Annotated in this window: 16 protein-coding genes and 2 pseudogenes; 12 read left to right on the top strand and 6 right to left on the bottom strand. The window is 68.0% G+C overall.

What is annotated here, in order from left to right; all coding sequences use genetic code 11:
- Positions 1-57 precede the first annotated feature (57 nt).
- Entirely contained in the window at positions 58-2,898 is a 2,841-nt protein-coding gene (leuS, locus tag ACFQ4H_RS04810) for a leucine--tRNA ligase (RefSeq protein ID WP_377567376.1), read from the top strand.
- 211 nt (positions 2,899-3,109) lie between these two features.
- Positions 3,110-4,078, top strand: coding sequence for a DUF418 domain-containing protein (locus ACFQ4H_RS04805; RefSeq protein WP_377567374.1), 969 nt, complete (start codon positions 3,110-3,112; stop codon positions 4,076-4,078).
- A gap of 68 nt (positions 4,079-4,146) precedes the next feature.
- Here ACFQ4H_RS04805 and ACFQ4H_RS04800 read toward each other — a convergent pair whose 3' ends face one another.
- Positions 4,147-5,556, bottom strand: coding sequence for a glycoside hydrolase family 6 protein (locus tag ACFQ4H_RS04800; protein ID WP_377567372.1), 1,410 nt, complete (start codon positions 5,554-5,556; stop codon positions 4,147-4,149).
- Between the two features lie 88 nt (positions 5,557-5,644).
- Between ACFQ4H_RS04800 and ACFQ4H_RS04795 the strand changes: the two genes are divergently transcribed.
- Complete coding sequence (locus ACFQ4H_RS04795) at positions 5,645-5,992, top strand: amphi-Trp domain-containing protein (RefSeq protein WP_377567370.1); 348 nt, start codon at positions 5,645-5,647, stop codon at positions 5,990-5,992.
- Positions 5,993-6,258: 266 nt separating this feature from the next.
- Entirely contained in the window at positions 6,259-7,554 is a 1,296-nt protein-coding gene (locus tag ACFQ4H_RS04790) for a low temperature requirement protein A (RefSeq protein WP_377567368.1), read from the top strand.
- A gap of 52 nt (positions 7,555-7,606) precedes the next feature.
- Here ACFQ4H_RS04790 and ACFQ4H_RS04785 read toward each other — a convergent pair whose 3' ends face one another.
- Positions 7,607-8,122 (bottom strand): helix-turn-helix domain-containing protein, encoded by a 516-nt coding sequence (locus tag ACFQ4H_RS04785; protein WP_377567366.1) that lies wholly within the window; start codon positions 8,120-8,122, stop codon positions 7,607-7,609.
- A gap of 185 nt (positions 8,123-8,307) precedes the next feature.
- Here ACFQ4H_RS04785 and ACFQ4H_RS04780 point away from each other — a divergent pair, with 185 nt between their 5' ends.
- From ACFQ4H_RS04780 to ACFQ4H_RS04765, 4 genes and pseudogenes are all read left to right on the top strand, one after another.
- Positions 8,308-16,260 carry a polymorphic toxin-type HINT domain-containing protein gene (locus tag ACFQ4H_RS04780; RefSeq protein WP_377567364.1) on the top strand — a complete coding sequence of 2,651 codons (7,953 nt, stop codon included), beginning with the start codon at positions 8,308-8,310 and terminating at the stop codon, positions 16,258-16,260.
- Positions 16,257-16,751, top strand: a complete 495-nt coding sequence (locus ACFQ4H_RS04775; protein ID WP_377567362.1) for a hypothetical protein — start codon at positions 16,257-16,259, stop codon at positions 16,749-16,751. Before ACFQ4H_RS04780 ends, ACFQ4H_RS04775 begins: the two co-directional genes overlap by 4 nt.
- Positions 16,752-16,796: 45 nt before the next feature.
- Positions 16,797-17,002: pseudogene (locus tag ACFQ4H_RS04770) on the top strand (FtsK/SpoIIIE domain-containing protein); the annotation flags it as partial.
- A gap of 1,184 nt (positions 17,003-18,186) precedes the next feature.
- Complete coding sequence (locus tag ACFQ4H_RS04765; RefSeq protein ID WP_377567360.1) at positions 18,187-19,452, top strand: Dyp-type peroxidase; 1,266 nt, start codon at positions 18,187-18,189, stop codon at positions 19,450-19,452.
- Between the two features lie 15 nt (positions 19,453-19,467).
- Here ACFQ4H_RS04765 and ACFQ4H_RS04760 read toward each other — a convergent pair whose 3' ends face one another.
- The 4 genes from ACFQ4H_RS04760 to ACFQ4H_RS04745 form a co-directional block, all read right to left on the bottom strand.
- Positions 19,468-20,190, bottom strand: coding sequence for a TVP38/TMEM64 family protein (locus tag ACFQ4H_RS04760; protein ID WP_377567358.1), 723 nt, complete (start codon positions 20,188-20,190; stop codon positions 19,468-19,470).
- The gene (locus ACFQ4H_RS04755) at positions 20,187-20,906 is read right to left on the bottom strand and encodes a type 1 glutamine amidotransferase (protein WP_377567356.1); all 720 of its coding nucleotides are present in this window, start codon (positions 20,904-20,906) and stop codon (positions 20,187-20,189) included. The genes ACFQ4H_RS04760 and ACFQ4H_RS04755 overlap by 4 nt, the downstream gene beginning before the upstream one ends.
- On the bottom strand, positions 20,896-22,146 hold the full coding sequence (locus ACFQ4H_RS04750) for a MurT ligase domain-containing protein (RefSeq protein ID WP_377567619.1): 1,251 nt from the start codon (positions 22,144-22,146) through the stop codon (positions 20,896-20,898). The genes ACFQ4H_RS04755 and ACFQ4H_RS04750 overlap by 11 nt, the downstream gene beginning before the upstream one ends.
- Before the next feature lie 117 nt (positions 22,147-22,263).
- On the bottom strand, positions 22,264-22,650 hold the full coding sequence (locus ACFQ4H_RS04745) for a hypothetical protein (RefSeq protein WP_377567354.1): 387 nt from the start codon (positions 22,648-22,650) through the stop codon (positions 22,264-22,266).
- A 399-nt stretch (positions 22,651-23,049) separates the two neighbouring features.
- Between ACFQ4H_RS04745 and mraZ the strand changes: the two genes are divergently transcribed.
- The 4 genes and pseudogenes from mraZ to ACFQ4H_RS04725 all read left to right on the top strand — a co-directional run.
- Positions 23,050-23,481, top strand: coding sequence for a division/cell wall cluster transcriptional repressor MraZ (gene mraZ / locus ACFQ4H_RS04740; RefSeq protein ID WP_377567352.1), 432 nt, complete (start codon positions 23,050-23,052; stop codon positions 23,479-23,481).
- 221 nt (positions 23,482-23,702) lie between these two features.
- Entirely contained in the window at positions 23,703-24,824 is a 1,122-nt protein-coding gene (gene rsmH / locus ACFQ4H_RS04735) for a 16S rRNA (cytosine(1402)-N(4))-methyltransferase RsmH (protein ID WP_377567617.1), read from the top strand.
- Positions 24,821-25,492, top strand: a complete 672-nt coding sequence (locus ACFQ4H_RS04730; RefSeq protein WP_377567350.1) for a hypothetical protein — start codon at positions 24,821-24,823, stop codon at positions 25,490-25,492. Before rsmH ends, ACFQ4H_RS04730 begins: the two co-directional genes overlap by 4 nt.
- A gap of 3 nt (positions 25,493-25,495) precedes the next feature.
- Positions 25,496-25,788 (top strand): annotated as a pseudogene (locus tag ACFQ4H_RS04725) (penicillin-binding protein 2); the annotation flags it as partial.

The following is a 25,788-nucleotide window of genomic DNA, read 5'->3' as shown; positions in this document are numbered from 1 at the left end:
CGTGCATGCAGCGTCCTGGACATGCCAATGGCCCTGGACCAGACCCGAGGTGGATCGATGACTGAGGCAACCGAGCCCACGGTGGACATCCCACCCTTCCGCTACACCGCCGCGCTGGCCGGCGAGATCGAGCACCGCTGGCAGGACCGGTGGGCCGAGCGCGGTACGTTCCACGCGCCGAACCCGGAGGGGCCGCTGGCCGACCCGACCCACCCCCGGGCGGGGGCCGAGAAGCTCTACGTGCTGGACATGTTCCCCTACCCGTCCGGCGCCGGCCTGCACGTCGGGCACCCGCTGGGTTACATCGGCACCGACTCGTACGCCCGCTACCAGCGGATGGCCGGCCGTAACGTGCTGCACGCGATGGGCTTCGACGCCTTCGGCCTGCCCGCCGAGCAGTACGCGGTGCAGACCGGCACCCATCCGCGTACCACCACCGTGGCGAACATCGAGCGCTACCGGGCACAGCTGCGCCGGCTGGGCATGGGGCACGACGACCGGCGCTCGGTGGCGACCATCGACGTCGACTTCTACCGCTGGACCCAGTGGATCTTCCTGCAGGTCTTCAACTCGTGGTACGACGCGGCAGCCGGCCGGGCCCGGCCGATCGACGAGCTGATCACCGAGTTCGAGACCGGGCAGCGCCCCACCCCCGACGGTCGGGCCTGGGCCGACCTGTCCGATGTGGAACGGCGGCAGGTGGTCGACGACCACCGGCTGGCGTACGTCTCCGAGGCCCCGGTGAACTGGTGCCCGGGGCTGGGCACGGTGCTGGCCAACGAGGAGGTGACCGCGGACGGGCGCTCGGACCGGGGCAACTTCCCGGTGTTCAAGCGCAGCCTGAAGCAGTGGATGATGCGGATCACCGCCTACGCCGACCGGCTGCTGGACGACCTGGACGCGCTGGACTGGCCGGAGCCGATCAAGCTGATGCAGCGCAACTGGATCGGCCGCTCCACCGGTGCGCACATCGACTTCCCGACGACCGTGGAGCCGATCCGGGTCTTCACCACCCGGCCGGACACCATCTTCGGGGCGACCTACATGGTGTTGGCGCCCGAGCACCAGCTGGTCGACGGGCTGGTTCCGGCGGCCTGGCCGGCCGGTACCCGGGACGCCTGGACCGGTGGGCACGCCACCCCGCGTGCGGCGGTCGAGGCCTACCGCAAGGCGGCCGGTGCCAAGAGCGACGTCGAGCGGCAGGCCGAGACGAAGGAGAAGACCGGCGTCTTCGTCGGGGCGTACGCCACCAACCCGGTGACCGGCACCGAGATCCCGATCTTCATCGCGGACTACGTACTGGCCGGCTACGGCACCGGGGCGATCATGGCGGTACCCGGTCAGGACGAGCGGGACTGGGCGTTCGCCGAGGTCTTCGACCTGCCGATCATCCGTACCGTGCAGCCGGCGGAGGGATTCGACGGCAAGGCGTACACCGGGGACGGGCCGGCGATCAACAGCGCCGCGCCCGAGCGCGGCCTGGACCTGGACAGCCTGGGGGTCGCCGAGGCCAAGGCCCGGATCATCGAGTGGCTGGAGGCCAACGGGCACGGCACCGGGGCGGTGACCTACCGGCTGCGGGACTGGCTGTTCAGCCGGCAGCGCTACTGGGGCGAGCCGTTCCCGATCGTCTACGACTCCACCGGTCGGCCGATCGCGCTGCCCGAGTCGATGCTGCCGGTCGAACTGCCCGAGGTGGACGACTTCTCCCCGCGTACCTTCGACCCGGAGGACGCCGACTCGGAGCCGGAGACCCCGCTGTCGCGTCGCCGGGACTGGGTCGAGGTCGAGCTGGACCTGGGCGACGGGCCGAAGCGCTACACCCGCGAGACCAACGTGATGCCGCAGTGGGCCGGCTCCTGCTGGTACGAGATGCGCTACCTGGACCCGACCAACAGCGACCGGTTCGTCGACCCGGTCAACGAGCGCTACTGGATGGGCCCGCAGTCGCCGGGTGACTGCGGTGGCACCGACCTGTACGTCGGTGGCCAGGAGCACGCCGTGCTGCACCTGCTGTACGCCCGGTTCTGGCACAAGGTGCTGTTCGACCTGGGGTACGTCTCGTCGTTCGAGCCGTTCCGCAAGCTGTTCAACCAGGGCATGATCCAGGCGTACGCCTACACCGACGCCCGGGGCAGCTACGTCGAGGCGTCCGAGGTGATCGAGCGCGACAGCGGCTGGTTCCACGGCGAGGAGCAGGTACGCCGTGAGTACGGCAAGATGGGCAAGTCGCTGAAGAACGTGGTCACCCCGGACGAGATGTGCGCGGTGTACGGCGCGGACACCTTCCGGGTCTACGAGATGTCGATGGGTCCGCTGGAGGTTTCCCGCCCGTGGGAGACCCGGGCGGTCGTCGGGTCGTACCGGTTCCTGCAACGGGTCTGGCGGGCGGTGGTCGACGAGGAGACCGGCGCTCTGCGGATCACCGACGAGCCGGCCGACGAGGCGACCCGTCGACTGCTGCACAAGGTCATCGACGGGGTCCGGGGCGACATGGAGGGCATCCGGTTCAACACCGCGATCGCCAAGCTGATCGAGCTGACCAACGGCCTGACCCAGCTGACCGCCACCCCGCGTGAGGTGGCCGAGCCGCTGGTGCTGATGCTGGCACCGTTCGCCCCGCACATCGCCGAGGAACTGTGGGAGCGGATGGGACACGCCGAGTCGCTGGCGTACGTGCCGTTCCCGGTCGCCGACCCGACCCTGCTGGTGGCCGAGACGGTGACCTACCCGGTGCAGGTCAACGGCAAGGTCCGGGGCCGGGTCGAGGTCGCCGCCGACGCGGCACAGGAGGACGTACGCGTCGCGGCGCTGGCCGCGATCGCCGAGCAACTGGCCGGTAAGGAACCGCGCAAGGTGATCGTGGTGCCGGGCCGGATGGTCAGCGTCGTCGTCTGAGCCGAGGTGCCGCCAGGGGGACGCCCTGGTCATCGCCGAGCGGGAGGCGGAGGTCCATGGACCTCCGCCTCCCGCCACCCTCGCCCGATGAATGGCCGAAAGTACGATCCCGGGTGCCGTGGACCCTGCCTTTGACCGGTGCCGTCCGCCAGGCGGCGCTGCAGGATCGGTTCCCATGCCACGCGAAGATCTCCCTCGGGAACCACACCCCGTGGGCCAGCCCCCCAGGCGCCCCCGAATCATCGCGCTCGACGTGCTGCGCGGTTTCACGCTCTGCGAGATCCTGCTGGCCAACATCCAGCTGATAGCCAACTCGGGTACCGCCGTCGCGACACAGCCCATGGGCGACTGGGATCCCTGGCTCGGGCTCCCGATCTTCTCCCTGCTCTTCGGTATCGGGTTCTCACTGCTGCTGGACTCCGCCGCGCACCGCGTCGCCCGCCCACGGCTGGTCCTGCTGCGCCGACTTCTGGCGCTGCTTGCGATCGGCCTCGTGCACCTGCTGCTGTGGCCGGGCGAAATCCTGACCAAGTACGCCCTCGTCGGCCTGCTGGTGCTGCTGCCCTCGACCTGGTTGCCCCGGTGGGCCGTGGCCGGCATCGCCGCAGTGCTCGTCCCGGTGGCGCTGATCGTCGGGGGCGGGCCCCTGCTGATTGCCGGGCTGTTCCTGCTGGGCTCGGCACTGGTCCGATACGGGGTGATCGAGCAGGTCGAGCGGTCCACCCGAGGGCCGCTCCTGCTGGGTCTGCTCTTCGCGGCGGGGACAGCCGCTGCCCTGTGGGTGCATGCCAACCGGCCAGCCGGGGCGGACCCGATGCAGTCGTCCTTCGCGTCCAACCTGGCCGATCTGTTGATCGCCGGGGTGGTCGTGTGCGCCCTGCTGGTCCTGCTCAGGACGCCGCTGCGACCGGCGCTGCGGGCTGTCTTCGTGCCACTGGGCCGGATGGCACTGACCAACTATCTGACCGCCACACTCCTGGTTCTGGCGGCCGGTCACCTCCTCGGCCTGCCGATCGGCCAATCCCTGAGGGTGGCGTACCTGGTTGCGGGCACCATCCTCACCGCCCAGTGGCTGTTCTCCAGCCTCTGGCTGCGCCGCTACCGCCAGGGTCCCGTCGAGTGGCTCTGGCGCTGGGCCACCTGGGCCCGCCGCTCCTCCCTCGGCCGGGCCGGGACGTGACGTGTTCGGTGATCTGATCGTGCACCCAACACGCACGCCCGATTGCCCGGGGATTCACTGTTCGGTGGTCAGCTGCCGTTGATCAGGCGGATGGCGAGGTTCGGATCGAACTGCCCGGCCGGAGTGTTGGGGGCGATCCCGCATGGACCGTCCGAGTCGCCGGGGACCTTGATCCACATCAGCAGTTCGGCACCGCCGCCGGCCTGGGTCGGGGTGCCCAGCTTCCGGCCGGCGGGGTTGCACCATTCGCCGTTGGAGCCGTTCCCGTTGCGGCTGGTGTCCACCACGAACGTGCGGCTGTAGCCGTACCGGCTGGTCAGGGCCGCGTTCACCGCGTTGGCATAGGTGATCGAACTGGCGGTGGTGTGGAAGTTGGAGACGTTCACCGCGAAGCCTCGGATTTCCCGTACGCCGGCGGCCTCCAGCCGTTGTGCCATCGTGTCGGCCGGAATCCAGGTGGCGTTGCCGCCGTCCAGGTACGTCCACGCGTTGGGCGCGTAGTCGCGGAACTGCTCACTGGCGTACCGCAGCAGATCGGTCCGCACCGCCCGTTCGCTGGCGGGTAGACAGTCGAGCTGGGCCAGCGCGTCCGGTTCGATGATCACCACCGCTGGCCGGGCACCGATCGCCTGGGCGAACGCGCTGATCCAGGTGCGGTACGCCGCTGGGCTGCCGGCGCCGCCGCCCGAGTGTGAGCCGCAGTCCCGGCCCGGGATGTTGTACGCCACCAGCATCGGCAGCCTGTCCGCCTGATCGGCGGCGCCGACGTAGCTGGAGACCGCGGCGGCGATGTCGCCACTCCAGTTGCCGTACCAGCGGGCCCCGGCCTGGTTCGCCACCTGGGACGAGATCGGGGTGGCCCGGGGGTCGCCGCCGTTGTTGGCCACCCACTGCTTCGGGTTGGAGTTCGGGTCGACGTAGAAGCCGCTGGTCAGCGCGAGCGGACTGGGGATCAGTGAGATGTTGTCCAGGTACGCCGTGTAGCCGCTGGCCGATCCGCCGAGCTGGAACGTCACCTGCCCGCCCGTCGTGCCGATCGAGGAGGTGAACGGGAAGATGTAGTGCTTGCGACCGGGGCTGAGGGTTACCTGCTGGTCGAGGGCCTTGGTGTACGGCGCGGACCCGAGCTGTACGGTCGCGACGATCGAGACGGTGGTCGACGCGGATGCGTCGAACGACAGGGTGTAGCCACGGCCGGTGACCAGGGGGATGCCACTCTGGCCGGTCTGCGCGTCCCAGGGGTTCGGCGCACCGCCGACGACGTCGATGTGCCACTGCCCGTTCTCGACCCGTGACCCGGTGCCGGCGCTGTTCCACCATGGTTGCGCGACACCGTTGTCGAAGTTGCCGTTGGTGACCAGTTCGCCGGTGGCCGGTACGGCTGCGGCAGCCGTCGGCGTGTGCCCTACGGCGAAGCCGGCCACCAGGCCCAACGCGATGACGGCAGAGCCCAGCCGCTGGAGGGGTGAGGTTTTCATCGACCACTTCCTTTCGAGGGCATGATCCTCAATGTATTCCAGTCTGCCCCCTTCGCGGTCGGTCCCCTGTGGAATGCGACCATGGGGCATGGAAATCTACGAGGACAACCGCGAGGTGTCGCGAGCCGATCTGGCCGCGTGGCTGCGTCAGCTGGCCAACCAGCTGGACGGCGGGCAGATCTTCTACGGTGCCGCCGGCACGGTGGCGGTCGCCGACCAGGTCGAGTGTGAGCTGGAGATCGAGAGTGACGACGACGAGATCTCGGTAGAGATCGAGTTCACCTGGACCAGCCCCAAGGTGGCCGAGGCGCCGGCGGAGTCGGACGAGAAGGACGAATCCGACAAGGAAGAAGAGGCCGAGGCGGCTGAGGAAGCCGGCGACACCGAGGAAGCTGCTGCGGAAGCAGCCGGTGCCGAAGGCGAAGCCAAGGCGTAACCCGTTGGATCCTGGCTAAGGGCCAGTGCTCTGAGCTGGCCTTTAGCCTAGTGTTGGGCGATCGTCGGGCCCACCGGACCGCGCACTGCACCGGAGGCGGGTCCGCCCACTGTCGAGCTGGGCGCACCAACGGGGCAGGCTGCCACGGACCCCGTGACCATCGCCGGAGCCGAGGGATGCCCCACGGCCACTTTCTCGCTGGCCGTCACCCCGAGCGGTCCACGCCGGATAGACCGGGTGTTGTCGGCGTACGGGGAGCGGGGCGGATGCGTGGCCCGGGCAGTCTGATCGGTAGGCGAGCGGACCGGTTGCCGCTCGGCATCCAGATGGTGACCGAGCGGACCGAGGTCACGACCGCGGAACTCTTCTTCGACCTGGTCTTCGTCTTCGCCTTCGTCCAGGTCACCACGCTGATGACCGAGGATCCCACCGCCCTGGGGGTGGTCCGCAGCCTGCTCGTCCTGGCCATGCTCTGGTGGGCCTGGTCGCTGTTCACCTGGCTGGGTAACCGGGTGAAGGCGAACTACGGCCTCTCCCGGCTGGTGCTGCTCGGTGCCACCCCGGTCATGTTCGTGTTGGTCATTACGATCCGGGAAACGTTCGACGACTTTCCCGGAGGACTCGACGGCCCGATCGTCTTCGCCACCGGCTATCTGCTGGTGAGACTGCTCTACTCCGCCCTACGCGTGTACGCCGCACCGGACATCACCTGGATCGACATCTGGGCCCTGGCGGTGCCGATGGTCGCCGGCACCGGCCTGCTCTTCGTCGCCGCCCTGCTACCTCAGCACCTGTTCGAGAAGCCGTTTCATGTCGAGTTGGCGCAGATCGGATTCTGGGCGCTGGCCGTACTGATCGAGTACGGCACCGGGCTCGGTCTGCGAATGCCGACCCGCCGCATCTTCGCCGCCAGGCACTGGGCCGAACGACACCGACTGATCATGATCATTGCGCTCGGCGAGTCGCTCATCTCCATCGGCCTGGGCGGTTCGGACCTGGCGATCTCCTGGGGGCTGGTCTGGGCCTCCATGGTGGCTGTCGTGCTGGCCGGAGCGCTGGAGTGGACGTACTTCGACGTCGTGGCGCTGGCCGGTGAGCAGTCCCTGGCCACCGCCACCGCCGAACAGCGGGTCAACCTCGCCCGCCATGCCTACACGTTCCTGCACCTGCCGATGATCGCCGGAGTCATCCTGCTCTCCTTCGGGCTCAAGCACACGCCGTACTTCCTCGAAACGGAGTCGCAACGTCCCGGCGACCCGATGCACGGCCTGGACCTCTTCTCCCTGTACGGCGGTGTGGTCCTCTTCCTGCTGGGCACCGTCGCCTTCCAGGTCCGGATCACCAACCTCGTCCGGACGAACATCTGGTCCCGCCTGATCACGGCACTGCTGTTGCTGGCGCTCATCCCGGTCGCGGGGAAACTGCCGGCGCTGCATGCGCTCATCCTGCTCACCGCCCTCACCGTGACGCTGGCGCTGGTGGAGGTCAAGGTCGCCGGTGAACAGCGGCTTCGGCTACGCGCCACGGCACTCGCCGAGGAGCCCGGGCCCGCCGGACACTGACCGGTCCAGTGTCTCCGCTACCACAGCGGCGGTGCGTGAGCGTGGCAGTGCGTCAACGTGGCGGTGTGGCTGCGTCGGAGGCCGCGCGGAGATCGCGGATGGCGGCATTACAGGCGGCCTGAATGGTCAGCAGCGCGGTCAGCGCGGCCCCGCCACCGACCTTGGCGAGATTCACGGCGGCGTTTGCCTCCATCTGGATCGCTGAGAAGCTGCGGACGAGAAAGTGATGCGCGTCCTGTGCCATGCGGTCACGAGACTTCGTCTTCGTCCCGACCTTCGCCTCCTGGGCCCGCTCCCAGCCTGGGCGCAGCCTCTCGGGATCCACGCCGGCCTGCGCGCACAGTGCCTCGACCACGCGCCAGGGCGGTAGCCCACGGCCGGAGAAGTAGCGGGACAGAGCGGAGTCGCTGGCGAAGGTGCTGCGTTCGAGCTCTCGCAGGCTCATGCCAGAACGTTCACGTAACTTGCGCAGCTCGCCGGCCAACGCAGCCAGTGGAGTTTGTTGGGCAGGTTCCGTAGGGGAGGGATCCGCTGCCTGCCTCCCCGCCCGCCGCCGCTCAAATGCCATATCTGCTCCCTCCCCGGTAGGAACCGTGGCACATCCTAGACGCATCGACTGCGCTCTGTCCCGCTTCTGTCCCGGAAAGTGACCATGGCATAGAAAATGCATCTACGCCGATGGCAGGGTGTGGGTTGGCGGCGTCGGCACCATTCCGGATGCGCCGCAACAGCCTCAACAGGAGGTAACCAGCCGTGCTGCGAACCCTCGCGTCGCGACCGTTGATCCGTCACCTCACGGCAGCCGTCGCGCTGCTCCTGGCCAGCCAGTTCGGGCTGGCACCGGCGTCGTCGCCGGCACAGGCCGCGAGCACCGCCGGTGGCTCGGGCGCGAGCACCAACTGGGACGACACCGTGGCAGCCGGTGGTGGCGGGCTGGCCGCGACCCGTACCGCAGCCCAGCTGCCGCTGCCCGGCCTCCAAGCCCCCGCCGCCCCGGCGGCGTTGCCGTCGAACCCGGTTGACTACGCCTACGACGGTGCCGGTCAGCTACGCGGCATCACCCAGGCGGCCAGCGGCGGTAACAGCGCGCAGTACGACTACGACGCCAGCGGCAACCTGCTGAACGTCACCCGCTCGGCATCGAACGCCCTGACGTTGATCAGCCTTACGCCGAGCCGGGCCCCGGTCGGGGCCAGCGTGACCATCAACGGCACCGGCTTCGCGGCGACCACCGCCGGCAACACGGTGAAGTTCGACGGTACGACCGCGACGGTCACCCAGGCTTCGACGGTCCGTCTGGTGGTGACCGTGCCCAGTGGAGCTACCACGGGTACGGTCACGGTGACCACCTCGGCAGGCACGGCGAGCAGCGGACAGACCTTCACCGTGGCCGCCGCGACGCCCGTGCCGACGGTTGCCGGGGTCAGCCCGACCAGCGCCGCCGCTGGCGCATCGGTCACCATCACCGGCACCGGATTCGCTACCACCCCGACCGACAACACTGTCTCGTTCGCCAGGACGAGAGCCCGGGTCACCGCAGCGACCGCGAACAGCCTGACCGTCACCGTGCCCGACGGAGCTGGCTCGGGGCGGATCACCGTGGCCACCGCCGGGGGCAGCGCCACCAGCGACAGCGACTTCGTCGCCGTACCGAGGACCTATGCGGCCGGTGATGTCGCCACGACGAGCATGCTGGCGATCGACGGTACGGCCAGCACGGTGACCATCGGCACCTCGGGCAAGGTCGCCCTGCTGCGCTTCGCCGGAACCAAGGGACAGCGGCTCAGCCTCGGCCTCACCGGCTCCACGTTCACCACCGACGTGGAGATCCTCGGGTTCGGTCCGTACGGTGCGACGTTCGCCCGAGACCAGTTCGAGGGGCCCTTCCTGCTGTCCGCGCTTTACGGAGGCTTCGCCCTGCCGGTGCTGCCGACCAGCGGGATCTACCAGATCGTGCTGGACCCGCTGACGACCGGCACCGGCGCGGTCACCGCCACCCTGTCCAGCCGGGTCACCGGCGCGTTGAGCCTCACCGGGGCTGGCACACAGGTCAACCTCACCCGAGCCGGGCAGCAGACGGAGTTGACCTTCGACGCCACCGCCGGACAGCAGATCAGCCTCGGCTTCACCGGCTCGACCTTCACCGCCTCGCGAGTGACAGCCGAGGTGAAGGAACCCAACGGCACCCCGCTGCTGTGGAGCACGAATGGCGCGGTCCGAACGCTCCAGAACATCCAGGGCGACGACCTGGACCTACAGATCACCCAGACCGGGACGTACCGATTGCTGTTCGGTCCCGAGAACGCCGGCACCGGCTCGATCATGGTTACCGCGTCGACCGTGCTCGACGCGGGTGCGATCACGGCAGGCACACCCAAGGCCGTCACGTTGAGCCGGCCTGGTCAGGACGCGCGGATGACCTTCGCCGGAACTGCCGGTCAGCGGCTCATCCTCGACTTCACCTCCTACACGTTCGCCTACTCGCCGTACCTCGAGGTCACCAAACCGGACGGGACCGTGCTCAGCTCCGCGACCCCGTCGAACCTCCGCCTCGACCTGGCCGACCTACCGGTGACCGGCACGTACGCCATCCGGGTCAGCCCCTTCTCCAGTACCGGCTCCTTTACGGCCCGGCTGATCCAGCGGCAGGACGCGGGCGTCATCACATCCACCGGAGCGTCCGTGCCGGTGTCGCTCAGCCAGCCAGGCACCGGGGTCGACCTCACGTTCAGCGGCACCGCCGGTCAACGACTGTCGTTCGCGTTTACCGGCTGGACGTTCGCCGGCACGGCTCTCGTACGGGCACAGGTGCTCGACTCGGCGGGCACGGTGGTGGCCGTCTACCGGATCTGGTCACTGAGCACCTTCTGGTTCACCGTCAACACGACCGGCAACCATCGTCTGGTGCTGGCCCCGGAGGACAGCAGTACCGGCGCGGCGACGGTGACCTTGGCGGAGGAGATCGCCGGGGGAGCACTGACCATCGGCACGGCCAAGACGGTCAGCTCGCCTCGCATCGGGCAGACCACAAAGGTCACCTTCACGGGCGCGGTCAGCCAACGGCTCAGCCTGAAGTTCGGGGCGTACACCTACCCGCACTACGTGAGCATGATGATCGTCAAACCCGACGGCACGGTGCTGTGGGACGACGTACTCGACGACCTACAGGTGGACCTCGGTCCGCTGACCGTCGCCGGCACCTACCAATTGATCGTCTATCCCTACGCGGAAACCGGCTCGACCCAGCTCACGCTCGCCGAGCGGGTGGACGTCGGGGCGGTCACCGTCGGCGGTACGACCCGGGCGATGACGGTGGCGACGGCCGGCCGGTACGCCGAGACCAGCTTCACCGCCACCGCCGGGCAACGGCTCTCCCTGGGATTCACCGCCTGGACCTTCGGTGCCACCACGGTCCAGGTACGAATGATCAACGCCCAGGCGCAGGCGGTCTTCGACACGACGATCGGTGAGGGCGGCAGCGTCGAGGCGACAGCGGGTGCCGCCGGCACCTACCGGCTGATCGTCGGAGCGGCCGACCTGCGGGTCGGCTCGGTCACGCTGACCCTGTCCGAGCAGATCAACGGTGGCACCATCACGTTGAACTCGGCGAAGACCGTGACGGCCAACCGGGCCGGACAGAGCACACGGTTCACCTTCGCCGGCACCACCGGGCAGACCCTGGCCATCACCTACGGCACGGTCACGATGCCCTACTACCCGTTCGTGATGCTGCGCAGCCCCAGCGGTACCCTGCTGGCCAACCTGGCCGGGGCGGCGACGGTGAACCTTCCCACGCTGCCGTCGACCGGCACGTACGAGATCACCATCGGGCCGTACTCGTTCACCGGGACCGCCGCGACGACGCTGACCACCCGGGCCGCGCTCGCGGCGCAACCGGACGGGCTGGACAAGTTCCTGCCTGCCCTGCCCGTCCCCTCGGCGAAGAGCAAGGCGCTGACCGGCGATCCGACCAACCCCAACGCCGGCCGTAAGGAAGCGGTCCCGCTCCGGGTCAAGGACGCCCCGCAGAGCCCCGACCGCATCGTGCCGGGTCGGGCGACCATCGCCACCGACCAGGGGGAAGACTGGTTGCCGAACCGGGCCAACCTCAACGGTGCCGACTGGTACAGCCACCGGCCCGCCCCGGACAGCCCGGCACCGCCGGCCCTGCGGGCACCGGCCGGGCAGACGGCCCTGACCGCGCGCGTGCTCACCCTGGAGGGCAAGCCACTGCCCGGGGTCACCGTCAGTGTCGACGGTGTCCGGTCGACCACCGACAAGCAGGGGCAGTTCCTGCTGACCGGCCTGACCGCCGGCCAACGGGTGCTCCGGGTCGACGGAGCCTCCGCCAGCTCACCCGGTCGGGTCTTCGGACTGCACGACATCGGCGTGAACCTGACCGCCGGGCACACCACGATCCTGCCGTACTCGATCTGGATGACGAAGCTCGACACCGAGCACACCGTGCGGTTCGCCTCCCCGACCGACCGCGAGGTCTCCATCACCACGCCCGCCATTCCGGGCCTGGAGGTACGCCTACCGGCCGGTGCGGTGGTCCGTGACGTCACCGGAAAGGTGGTGACCGAACTCGGCATCACCGCCATCCCGGTGGACCGGGCACCGTTCCCGCTGCCCCGCTCGCAGGTGCCCTCCTACTTCACCGTCCAGCCGGGCAGCGCGTACGTCTTCCCGGCCGGTGCCCGGGTCATCTATCCGAACTTCACCAAGGCAAAGCCCGGGTCCAAGATGGACTTTTGGCACTACGACCCGGCCGGACGCGGGTGGTTCGTCTACGGCAGGGGCACGGTCACCCCGGACGGCCAGCGGGTCGAACCCGACAAGGGCACCGAGGTCTACCAGTTCACCGGGGCGATGCTCATCACGCCCGGCCAGGACCCGCCACCGGCCGTCGCGCCGGTACCCGGGGGCGGGGCGCGCGGTGCCGACCCGGTCGATCTCGGCACCGGGCTCTACCTCGACGAGCACACCGACCTGACCGTCGACGAGGTGCTACCGCTGTCCGTGCGGCGTACCTACCAGCAGAGCGATGTCGGCCGGCGGAGCTTCGGCATCGGGACCAACTCCGACTACGACATCAACCTGTACTCGGAGAACCGCTTCGTCGACTGCTGGCTGCTGCTGCCCGACGGCGGGCGGGTCCGCTACCACCGGATCACCCCGGGCAGCACCGGACCAGCCGACTTCCTCAACGCGGCGTTCGAGGCCGACCCGACCCCGACCAGGTTCAGCGGGTCCATTCTGGCCTGGAACGGTGACGGCTGGGACCTGCGGCTGCGCGACGGCACCACCTACCTCTTCGGTGACGAGGCGCCGTTGCAGGGCATCCGGGACCGGTTCGGCAACACGGTCACGATCCTGCGCGCCCCGGCCGCGCCCGACACCGACGGGATCGTCCGGGCCAAGGGGCCGATCACCCAGGTCACCTCGCCGAACGGCAAGTGGATCAAGTTCTCGTACGACTCGGCCGAGCGGATCGTCCAGGCCGAGGACAACATCGGGCGGACGGTGTCGTACACGTACCACGCCAGCGGCCATCTGGCCACCGTCACCAACGTCATTGGCGGCGTTACGACGTACACGTACGACGCCGGCAAGCTCAAGACGATCAAGGATCCGCGTAACACCGTCTACCTGACCAACAGCTACGACGCCAACGGTCGGGTGCAGACCCAGACCCTGCCGGGTGGTGCGACGTACCAGTTCACCTACGTCACGGACTCGTCGGGACGGGTCATCGAGACGAGGCTGACCGATCCGCGTGGCCAGGTGCGGAGGGTGACCTTCAACAGCGCCGGGTTCACCACCAGCGACACCGCTGCCTTCGGCACGTCGAAGGCGCAGACGGTGCAGATCACCCGGGCCGCCAACACCAACCTGCCCACGGCGTACGTCGACGCGCTCAACCGCCGTACGGAACTGGGCTATGACGCGTACGGCAACGTCACCAGCATCACGGAACTGGCCGGCACGAGTAGCGCCCGGACCACGACGATCGCCTACGGAGGTCCGTTCGACCAGGTCAGTACGGTGACCGACCCACTCAACCACAGCACGCTCTACACCTATCAGGCCAACGGCGCGCTGCGTACGATCACCGATCCGTTGTCGCGTGCGGTCACCGTGGACAGTAACGAGCACGGACAGATCACCAACGTCACCGACAACGGTGGAAACGCGACCTCGTATGGATACGTGCTGGGCGATCCGGTGACGACCACCGACCCGCTCAACCGGACCGGCCGAGTGGTCAGCGACGGGGCGGGTCGCCCGATCACGGTGACGGATCCACAGGGCAACACCACCCGGGTCACCTACGACGGGGCGGGCAACGTCCTGACCGTCACGGACCCGATCGGCCGGGTCACCACCTTCGAGTACGACCCGAACGGCAACCTCAGCAGGTCGATCGACCCACGGACCAACGCCACGGTCTACGGCTACGACACCTCCGACCGGCTGACGACGGTGACCGACCCGCTCAACCGGGTCACCACCTACGCCTACGACGGCAACGGGAACCTCACGTCCGCCACCAGCGGTCGGGGCAAGGTGACCACGTACGACTACGACGAACTGGACCGTCCGATCACGGTCAAGTACGGCGTGTCCGGCAGCACTGCGGAGAGCCAGGTCAGCTACTCCTACGACGCGGGCAACCGGATCACCTCGATCGTCGACTCGGCTGGTGGGACGACGACCCTGACCCCGGACGCGCTGAACCGGACGACCCGGGTGGTCAACCCGCAGGGCCAGGTCGACTACACCTACGACATCGCTGACCGGCGTGCCACGATGACGGTCGCCGGTCAGCCGCAGGTGGTGTACGGCTACAACAACGCCGACCAGTTGACGAGCGTGGTCCGGGGCACCGAGACGGTCGGGCTCACCTACGACACCCTGGGCCGACGGGCCAGCGTCACGTTGCCGGCCGGGGTGACCCAGACCTACGGCTACGACTCGGCGAGTCAGCTCATCTCCATCGGCTACAGCCGGGGCGCGACCACGTTGGGGAACCTGACCTACGACTACGACCAGGTGGGTCGGCCGATCCACGTCGGGGGTAGCTACGCCCGAGCGGAGATTCCCGCAGCGTACGGGCCGGCTACCTACGATGCGGCGAGCCAGCTTGTGAACAACGGGGTGGCCGCCCACACGTACGACGCGGACGGCAATCTCACCTCCGATGGCACTGCGACCTACAGTTGGGACGCCCGTGGGCAGTTGACCCAGTACGCGAAGCCGGGTCTGTCGGTGACGTACGGCTATGACGGGTTGGGTCGTCGGTCGAGTCGCGACGTTGGCGGTGTGACCACCGGATACCTGTACGACGGGTTGAACACGGTGCAGGAGCTGACCGGGTCCACGGTGTCGGCGAACCTGTTGACCGGTGGGGTCGACGAGGTGTTCAGTCGTGCCACGGGTGCGGGGTCGTCGTCGTTGTTGACTGATGCGTTGGGCAGCACCGTCGCCGTGGCGGACGGATCGGCGGTGGGGGCGGAGTACACGTATCAGCCGTTCGGGGCGACCACGGTCACTGGTGATGATGGTGGTAACTCGATCCGGTTCACCGGCCGTGAGGAGGATCCGTCGGGTCTGTACTACTACCGGTCGCGGTTCTACTCGCCGACGTCGGGCCGGTTCATCAGTCAGGATTCGATCGGTTTGGCGTCGGGGGATACCAACCCTTACGCGTACGTGTTCAATCAGCCGACCGGGTTGGTTGATCCGATGGGTACGAAGCCGCAGGGTTCGGGTGACTGTGTTTCCAACAGTTTCACCGCTGGGACCCCGGTGTTGATGGCCGATGGTTCGTCGAAGCCGATCGAGCAGGTCAAACCCGGTGATCGGGTGCTTGCCGCGGATCCGGAGACGGGTGAGCGGGCGGCCAGGCCGGTAACAGCGTTGATCGTCGGTGACGGGGACAAGACTCTGGTCGACGTCGCGGTGGAGACGACCGACGGAACCTCTGAGGTTCTGACGGCGACGGATGGGCATCCGTTCTGGGTTGACGACGACGGCCAAGCTGCCACTGTCGGCGGGAAGTGGATCGACGCTGTCGAGTTGCGCCGGGGTCAGTGGCTGAAGACCTCGGACGGCCGCCTGGTCAAGGTCACGGGCACTCATGCGTACGCGCAGAACGCCCGGGTCTACAACCTCACCGTCGCTGACCTCCACACGTACCATGTGCTGGCAGGCGAAACGCCAGTCCTCGTACACAACAATAACGGTGATGAGTGCCGCTCACTGGGAAACCATCCTTTTGGGCCGAAGCAGCGTGAGGGAGTCGGTTACCGGTATCAGGAGCTGGTAACCGGAGTTGACTTCGAGGAATGGTTCGACCTCGCTGGACGCACCACTAAGCCCGATGGAGGCCCGAATCCACACGGGTTCCTCGTTGAAGCTAAGTGGACTGGTCATAGCGGAACCGGTAAGGGATCGTGGGACCGTTCGTTCTATAACCCGTCCCAGAAATTTGACGAGCAGGCTGTTGTTGAACAAACGCGAGCCCTCTTGGATTTGAACCGAGCGCTTGGCGCCCGGGGTGTAAGATATGCTGTTTCTAATATCCAAGGAGCGGCATTCTTCAGAGCCGTTCTCAGGGAATGGTTCCCGGGCCAGATGGCAAGTGGCACGCTCGGGGTGTATCACGTTCCTTACAACGGAATGCGATCGAGGAGAAGATGACGAACGTTGAGCTGCTGGCAGATGCCATCGTCGAGCTCGTTTGCGCCCCGCGGCCTCTCAAGCCCGAAGATGCGGCAGGGTTGTTTGAATTATTGGGCTGGGAGATGGCCGGCTCAAGTTCACAACCCTTCCCGCGAGAGTGGACGCGGGCGGGCCTAGAGGCTTCGATATTCGGCCGTGGCGCTGCTTCAGTTGAGTTTGTTGTCTGGGAAATGGCGCCCGATTGGGATAATCCGCAGTATGTTGCTGCAGTTGAGGGTGACTATGTCAATGAGACGTTGAAGGTCGGTGAGGTGCGGTCCGCCTTGTTCAACGCCTTCAACGGGAGAGTCGCAGCGGAGTTCGTAAGTGAGGAAACTGAGATAGAGGAACTTTTGTTTGGTTCGGATTGGCGGATCAATGGTGTCTCATTCGCGATAGGGTTAGCCCATCAAGACGCAGAAGACTTGCCGATTCTTATTATGGCTTATGTGGATCCGGATGCCGAATAAGTGAACTCTTCGTGCGACGCGACCGCTGACGCTGATCCGGGTTGTTGGCTGGCCGATGGCGACGCCGACGGCCGTGCGTGACGATCCGCTCGTCGGGGGTGTCGGGGGTGTCGGGCCTTGCTGGCTACGGCAAGACCAGCTTCCTCAACGCCCGGTTCTGCCGGCTCGCCCCGAACGAGTCGGTGCAGTTCGTGCTGGTCGACGGCAAGGGCGGCCCGGACTACGGCGATCTATCCGCCCGCACCTGGATAAGGCGAATCTCTGAATCTATCGATGAAATTGATGTGGATCGTCCGTTCTGGGTCGACGACGAGGGGCAGGCCGCCACTGCCGGCGGGAAGTGGATCGACGCTGTCGAGCTGCGCCAAGCGCAATCTGTTCACCGCCCTCGACGCCGTCACCGGGCAGGTCGCCGCTCGATGCTTCCCGAAACGACGAGGCGGCGGGCGATGGTCCAGACCTGTTTGACGAGTTCGGCTTAACGCCTGGACAGGGGTTCAACGCAAGTGCACCCTCCGCTGGAGAGTGAAGCTTCATAGTTGCTGGATCTGCTTTCGACAGTGATTATATGATGCCGCCTCGCTTGAAGCGGTGAGGTTTGAAGAGGTGGGGGTTCGGGCGGTGGCAAATCTAGCTCTTCTCTATCGGCTTGTCTCTGAGAATTATCGCCCAAGCAAGGTTCCGGGTCCTTGTGATCGGATATTGCATCCGAGTTGTCTGAGATTGATTCAGCGGAAGCGCTTAAGTGCTTTATAGGCGATATTGACGTGGGCGTGGCGCGATTGTTGATGTTGTTTGCGTCACGTATGGCTGTGCTGGCTTTACGTCGGAGGGATCCGGTATGGATTAGATGCGGCCTTGTCGCTGCACAGCTAGCCGCGGCTAGAGAGGATAGTCGGGATGTGGCTTTTTCCTATGCGACCTTGTTTCGGTCGGCTGAGGAGCTTGGTTGCGATGGAAAATCGCTTTTCCGGGATCTGTCATATCTGGACGAGGGAGATTATGTTGAGACCCCTGTTCAGTTCGCTGATCGTAGCCCCGACCGACGGAGTATTGATGCCTTCGACATTATGCTGGTAAAAGATCGAGCTGGCCCCGTATGTCGCTCTATACGTCGTAGATAAGGAACGGCATGAGTGTTCGTTGCGTGGAGATGTGAGGTGTGATCCTGGAGTACCAGAAGCAGGCAGGAGTGGAGCTGAACGGGTCCTCGACGCGGATCTGCTGGCGCTGTCTCGACCCGGAAGGCCCGGCGTGCGGCCTCCGGCCGCCATGCGCGATTGACGTGCCCCGAAGATGGCAAGGCTGTGCTGGCTGCATATGGGCTTCCCGGCGTTGTGCATCTTGAGCCGCTTTCTGGAGTCGCTCAACAAAGCTGAGGTTGAGATTGTCTTTAGGGAAGGGCTAGGGTCGCTTGAGGTGATCGTGCCGGTCTATGTCTGATTGTGGGCTGAGACGGCGCATGTCGGCCAAGTTGGTGTCGAGACTGGTGGGGCAGGTTATGGACGGGGACAGCCAGGTCACGACGCCTGGGTTGGGCCGGCGGACGGTGTTGGCGAGCGCTGCGGTCGTCGCCGCCGCTGGGGCAGGGGCGACCGTGTGGGCCGCCACGCGAGGCACGGACGATGCCGGACCGGCTGTGAGCCGTACTCCGGCAAGCCTTCACCAGGTGGGAGTCGTGACGATGCCGCCGACCTCGGCGGTGCTTACCGCCTTCGACGTTCGGGCTACGGATCGAGCGGGTCTTGACGCCACGCTACGGAGACTCAGCACGGCCATCACCGAGACGACCTCTCGATATGCAGGTTCTGGCCGACCAGTCGAAGCCACCGTGGCGGTTGGCGCGTCACTGTTCGACGATCGGTTCGGTCTCGCCGAGCATCGGCCGCGTCGGTTGGTGACGATGCCGGCGTTCCCCAACGACGTTCTCGACCCGGCCCGCTGCCATGGTGACCTGCTTCTTCAGGTCTGTGCCGGGGATGCGGCCACCACCCGGTCCGTGCTGGAGGAGATCACGACAGCGGGTCTCGTGACGCGTTGGCGGATGGCGGGCTTCCGGGATGAGAACACGGTGACCGCCCACGGGCGGGCCAGCGACCGTAACCTGTTTGGCTTCCGGGAGGGCGCGGGCAACCCGGACGTACGGGACACGGCGCAGATGGACCGGTTGGTCTGGGCCGGGCCGGGCAGCGACGAACCGGCCTGGACCGTCGGCGGGACGTACCAGGTGGTCCGGACCATCCGGTTCGCCACCAGCCTGTGGGACAGTGAGCCGATTCCCCGGCAGGAGGCGGTGTTCGGCCGCCGTAGGCAGGATGGCGCGCCACTCGGCCGCGACCGGGAGGACGCGGAGTTCGACTACGCGTCCGATGAGGCGGGCCAGCTCATCGCGTTGGACGCGCACATCCGGCGGGCGAATCCGCGTACCCCGCAGACCGAGGAGAACAGGATCCTGCGTCGAGGCTATTCATACCGGGGCCCGGTGGACGTCACCGGGCAGCGTGACGAGGGGATGCTGTTCATCTGCTTCCAACAGGACCTGGAACGAGGGTTCGCCACCGTGCAACGCCGCCTGGCCGGCGAGGCGCTGGACCGCTACCTCCTACCGGTCGGTGGTGGCTACTACTTCGTCCTGCCTGGCCGCGCCGGCACCAGCGACGACTACCTCGGCCGTACCCTGATCGACGCCAGTCAGCAGTAAAACGACAGCCTTCGGTCACCCGTCGAGGGCGGTGGCCGAGGCGGCGGTAGCCGACGTCGAGACCGGTTCCTGGTTGCGTCGCTCCGCCCGCCACCAGCGGCTGACCAGCCAACTGGTGGTGAAGAGGCCGATGATCGCCGGTGCCACCGCCAGCCAGTTGACCTCCGTGGGGGAGACGACCGCCGCGCCCACCGCGGCGTAGCCGAACGCCGACGGGGTCGAGGCCAGCAGACTGCCGATCAGGTACGGGGTCAGCCGGGCGCCGGTGGTGCCGTAGCCGTAGCTGATCAGGCCGAACCCGCCGATCGGGATCAGCCGTACGCTGATCACCCCGAGGATGCTCTGCCGGGCGAACCAGCCGTCGAGTCGGGCCAGCCGCCCGCGTACCCGCTCCGCCACGAAGTCCCGCCCGAGCAGCCGCCCGACCGCGAACCCCAGTCCGGCGGCCAGCATGGCGGCGGCCAACGCGTACCCGGCCCCGGCCAGCGAGCCGAAGATCGCCCCCCAGGCCATCGAGATGAAGGTACGCGGGATCAGCGCCACCAGCAGCAGCGCGCCGCCGACCACGGCGGCCACCGGGGCGAAGGGGCCGAGTGGGTCAGCCAGTCCGGGCACCTCGTCCATGGACGGCAACGGCATCACGAGCATGGCCAACCCGAGCAGCGCGAGGATGACCAGCAGTAGGGCGAACCGCCTGCCCGACCGCTGGCGGACCAGCCGTCGGGCAGCGGCGATCATGGGCGCCCGGCGGCGATGGCGGCCTTGCGTTCGGAGCGCAGCCGGTCGGCCCAGGTGTCGTCCAGCGGCGGCAGCTGGTTGACCCCGAGCGCCCAGCGCAGCAGCAGGTCGGCCAGGGCCGGGTTACGGGCCAGGGCCGGACCGTGTGCGTACGTGCCGAGCAGCTTCCCGCGCCAGGCACCCTCGTAGACGCCGTCGTTGCCGACGCCGGTGCTGATCCGGGCCAGCGGCGAGACGCTGGGCCCGAGGTGGGTACGTCCGCCGTGGTTCTCGAAGCCGCTCAGCGGAGGCAGCCCGAGCCGGGGGTCGATGTCACCGGCGAGTTCGCCGACGGCCCGGGTCGGTCCCCGGTCGGAGTAGAGGTCGAGCAGTTCCAGGCCGGCGCACTTGGTGCCCTTGGCGAAGAACGAGGTGCCGAGCAGTTGGTATCCGGCGCACACCGCGAACACCACCGAGCCCTGCGCGACGGCCCGGTGCAGCCCGCCGTCGGCCAGTAGGCGTTGCGCCCCGAGTGCCTGCGGTCCGTCCTCGCCCCCGCCGAGCAGGTAGATGTCGGCGCTGGTGGGCATCGGTTGGTCGGAACGGATCTCGCTGACCTCCACCGGCACCCCCCGCTGCATTGCGCGGCGGGCGAGGATGAGTGCGTTGCCCCGGTCACCGTAGGTGGACAGCAGGTCCGGGTAGATGCAGACGATGTGCAGGCTCTCAGTTGACACGGTCCAACTCCGCTCGGATGTCCTGGAACGCCGTGTAGTTGGCGATCACTTCGAGCCGTCCCGGCGGGGTTGCCGCGATCGCGTCGGTGAACGTGTGTACGTGCCGGAACGGCACACCGTTGACGTCCAGCCGGACCGCGAGGTCGTACGCGCGGTCGCCGGTGATCAGCACCTGTCGTCCCCGTAGCGGGGCGAAGTCGACGTCGTAGAGCCACGACGTGTCCAGCCCGTCGGGGTCGCGGGCGTTGATGGAGAGCAGGGTCGGGGCGTGGTCGGCCATGTCGAACGCCTCCAGCCAGCTGGCCGGGTTCTTGGCCAGCAGCAGCCGGATGTTGCGCCCGTCGCGGACCACCTGCGCGTAGCGGCCGGCGATCGAGGCGACGGTGCCGAGTCGGCCGACCGCGTCGGTGGGGCGTACCCCGAATTCGGCCGCGACGGCCAGGGCGGTGGCGGCGTTGCCCAGGTTGACCCGGCCCGGCAGTTGCAGCGTGATCTTGTGCCAGTTCCCGTACGGGTCGACCACGCCGTCGTCCTCGACGACCCAGTGCGGCGTGGGGCGTTGCAGCGGGCAGCCACTGCACCACCACTGGTCCTCGGCGCGGGCGATCGGTGACCCGCACTCCGGGCAGACCCAGGAGTCGTCCTGCCAGCGCTGACCGGCGCTGAACCAGGTGACCGAGGGCCCGGCGACCACCTGCCCGCCGGGGTGGGTCGGTGGGGTCACCGCCCAGACCACCATCGGGTCGTCGGCGTTGGCCACCACCCGGATCGACGGGTGGCGGACCAGCGCGGCCCGCCACAGTTGGGCCATCATCGAGACTTCCTTGGCCCGGTCGAGCTGGTCGCGGGAGAGGTTGAGCAGGGCGACCACCTTCGGTTCGGTGGCTTCGAGGACCTGGGCCAGGTAGTGCTCGTCGACCTCCAGCACCGCGTACGGCGTGCTGCCCGCCTTGGCCAGCGCGGAGGTGTGCCCGGTGGGCATGTTCGCGCCGAACGAGTTGGTGGCGACCGGGCCGAGAACGCCCACGGCGGCGGAGGTCAGCCGGGTCGTGGTGGTCTTACCGTTGGTCCCGGAGATCAACGCGATGGCCCGCCCGGCCGCCAGATGGGCCAGCAGGTCTGGGTCGATCTTGAGGCCGATCCAGCCACCGATCACCGATCCGTCGCCGCGGCCGGCGGCCCGGGACAGTGCCGCTGCGGTGCGCGACACCGAGCTGGCCACTTTTGCCCGGAGAGGCATTCTCGCGTCCGTCACGCGAGCGAGGTTACCGGACTCGGGGCTCGCGGGAGTCAGGGCCGGACCGGCCGGTGCGTGGCGACCCCTGCGGACCGACCGGCCCGCAGGGGTCGGCGCTGGTCAGGAGCCGGCGATCCACAGCCAGCTGCTGCACTTGTCGTCCCCACCGCCGGTGACGCTGGAGCAGACGCGGAAGCTGAGCACCTCGTACGGCCCGACGTGACGGCTGCCGCAGCCGGAGGAGGAGCCGTTGGCGTCCCCCAGGGTGTAGACGTTCCCGGTGGTGTCGCTCTGGGTGTACTCGATCCGGATTCCCCGGTTGTTGGCCGAGGTGTCGCAGGCCTGGATCCCCTGGTGCCAGGAGTTGGTGACCCCGCCGTAGCCGCCGCCGTCGGGCGGGGACTGCGAGTGCGTGCCGGCGGAGGCGGGGGCCGCGGGGGCGGCCGCGACCAGTAGCGCGGCGGCTGTGGTGGCCAGGACGTGACGCAGCTTCAAGCTCATCTTCACCCGTTTCGATCGTTGACGAACGGTGGGATCGATGATCGCGGGACGCGATCACGGAAGGCAGGCTAGCCATGATCCTTCCGTTACGTCAACTATCGTGAATATATAGCGTCCTCTCTCTGTGCTCGTTTTGTGGAATGTGGGCAGCTGGGCGGGCCGGCTCGACGGGTTGATCTATGTCGGAAAGCGGACCCAGCGTGACCGCTCAGCCCCATCCACTTCACACCACCCCCTTTGACGTGCGGTTTTGCTGACGGCGCGGGCGTGTCCGTCGGGCGATTCTGGTTGCGGGTGGAGGGAAGTGGAGTAGAGTGGGGCGCAATGGTGGGGCCGGGAGGGCCCACCGGCCCGGGGGGTCAGCGGTGGCGCGAAACACCGCTCAGGGGCGAGGGGGTTGGGCCGGTGTTTCTCGGCACCCACACTCCACGTCTGGACGACAAGGGCCGGCTGATTCTTCCGGCGAAGTTCCGGGATGAGCTGGCGGGGGGTGTCGTGATCACCAAAGGGCAGGAGCGTTGCCTCTACGTGTTCCCGATGCCCGAATTCCAGCGCATCGCCGACCAGTTGCGCCAGCAGCCGATGACGCACAAGGCGGCTCGGGCGTACAACCGAGTGTTCTTCGCCAGCGCGCACGACGAGGTGCCCGATAAACAGGGCCGGGTGACCATACCGGCCCACCTACGGGCATATGCGGCGCTCGACCGCGACCTGGTGGTGATCGGCGCGAGCACACGGGTGGAAATCTGGGACAAGCAGGCCTGGGAGACCTACCTCGCAGAAAGCGAAGACGACTTCGCGGACATCGAGGAGGGGGTGTTGCCCGGCGGACTGTAGCGGCGACGCGTCCGACGTACTGCGAGATCTCCACCCGCTCCCGCTCCTGGCGTCTCTTCCCCGATGCCAGGCGCCGCGATCCGAGGCCGGCCCGCCAGGCCGGCCGGTGGAGCAAGAGCGGATGGGGATCTGGCGGTACGACGGAACCGCGCGGCATCTTCAGAACGCATTTCGAACGAGACAGACAGCTATTAGAAACGGTGGGGTCGGTGGGGGTCGACATGGGGGAGCTTCGTGGCACGCACATTCCGGTGCTGCTGGAGCGCTGCGTGGAGCTACTCGCCCCCGCGCTGAACCGTGGCGATCGTACCGTGCACGTCGATGCGACGCTCGGGCTGGGTGGGCACGCGGAATCCATCCTGGACAGATTCCCGAACACGGTCCTCATCGGGCTGGACCGGGATCCGGAGGCTCTGGCCCACGCCCGGGCCCGGTTGACCAGGTACGCCGATCGGATCCACCTCGTGCACGCGGTCTACGACGAACTGCCCGAGGTGCTCGACCGGCTCGGCTACGACCGGATCGACGGCGCGCTGTTCGACCTGGGGGTCTCGTCGCTGCAACTCGACGCGCCCGATCGCGGGTTCGCCTACGCCCGGGAAGCGCCGCTGGACATGCGGATGGACCAGACCACCGGGATGACGGCCGAGGAGGTCGTCAACAGCTACTCGCATGCCGAGTTGGCCCGGGTGCTTCGGGTCTACGGCGAGGAGAAGTTCGCCAGCCGGATTGCGGCGGCGATCATCCGGGAGCGGGAACGGTCCCGGCTCACCTCGTCGGCGCGGCTGGCCGAGCTGGTCCGGGACTCGATTCCGGCACCGGCCCGGCGAACGGGTGGCCACCCTGCAAAGAGGACGTTTCAGGCGCTACGGATCGAGGTAAACCGGGAACTGGCGGCGTTGGAAGCAGCGTTGCCAGCCGCACTGGACGCGCTCGCGCTGGGCGGTCGCATGGTGGTGCTGTCCTACCACTCGCTGGAGGACCGGATCACCAAGCAGGCACTGGCCGCCCGGGCCCGCAGTACCGGCCCGGTCGACCTTCCGGTCGAGCTGCCGGGCACCGGCCCGACGCTGCGACTGCTCAGCCGGGGTGCCGAGTTGCCCCACGCGTCGGAGGTCGACGCCAACCCGAGGGCCGCCTCGGTGCGGCTGCGAGCGGCTGAGCGGATCGACCCGGAGAGCACCACCGACCTGCAACGCATCGGCCGGACCGACCGCGAACGGTCCCGCCGGACAGGAAAGGCACTGCGTACGTCGAGCGCGTTGCGCAGTGGATCCACAGTAGATCGAAAGGACTTGCCCCAGGACAACACGGGGACGGAAGAAGAGGGGGAGGGATTATGAACGTCAACAAGCGCGACCGCCGGAGCTACGCCGGCGCAGAGCGCGGCGCTGGGCAGCGCACACCACGGTCGGGGGGCCGGACCGTGGCGGAGCGGACCATGCGTACGGGTGCTGGCACGCCGTCGACACAGAACGCCCGGACGGGGGATGCTCGCGCACGGGGGGTTCGCGAGTTTCCGACGCAGGGCAGCGCCGCGCTTCGGCCGAACGACCCGGCCGTGGACAGCGACCGGGCCGTTCATGCCCGGTCCCGGGCGGCGCACCCGGCCAGTGGCGGAAACACCCGGGTGGCGCCGCCGCGGCTGAAGGTGGCCCCGCCACCGCCGGTGTCGGTGCCGCAGGCGCCGTTCGTGGCGCTGATCCTGGCGGTGGTGGTCGGTGGTGTGCTCGGCATCCTGGTGGTCAACACCAAGATCAATGAGAACGCCTTCCGGTTGGACAACCTGCAGAAGCAGCAGGCCAGCCTCGACATCCAGGAACAGCAGCTGAAGAAGGAGATCGCCACGGCCGAGGCGCCGGGCAATCTCACCGCCCGGGCCCGCAAGCTGGGTCTGGTCGAGTCCGGCCCGCCGGCCTTCATCCGGCTGCCCGATGGTCGGGTGATCGGTATTCCGCAGCCGGCCGGTGGCCAGCCGGCCATCACCAGCCAGCAGGGCGTAGGGGGATAGCCGGTGACGCCGCGATCGGGCGACCCGCGCCGGGACGATCCGTCCCGGCGCGATGTGTCTCGGGCGGGCTCGGACCGCGAGGCCGGTGGCCGCAAACCCGTCCGTGGCGAGCAGCCGGACGGGGAACCGGGCATCGGCAGCCTCTCCGAGGCGCGGGCGTACACCCCGCGTGGTCGTACCGTCCGGGAGTCGGCGCAACTCCGGCGTACCCCCCGGACCACCCGATCGTCGGACCCGTTCCGCCCCGCGTTGCAGGTGCTCGACGGCGGCCGGGCCAGCGGGTCCCGGACCGCCCG

The organism is Micromonospora sonneratiae (assembly GCF_042679305.1).
GTDB lineage: Bacteria > Actinomycetota > Actinomycetes > Mycobacteriales > Micromonosporaceae > Micromonospora_H > Micromonospora_H sonneratiae.
Note: the sequence above shows the minus strand (reverse complement) of the source record. Positions and strands in the feature narration are given on the sequence as shown.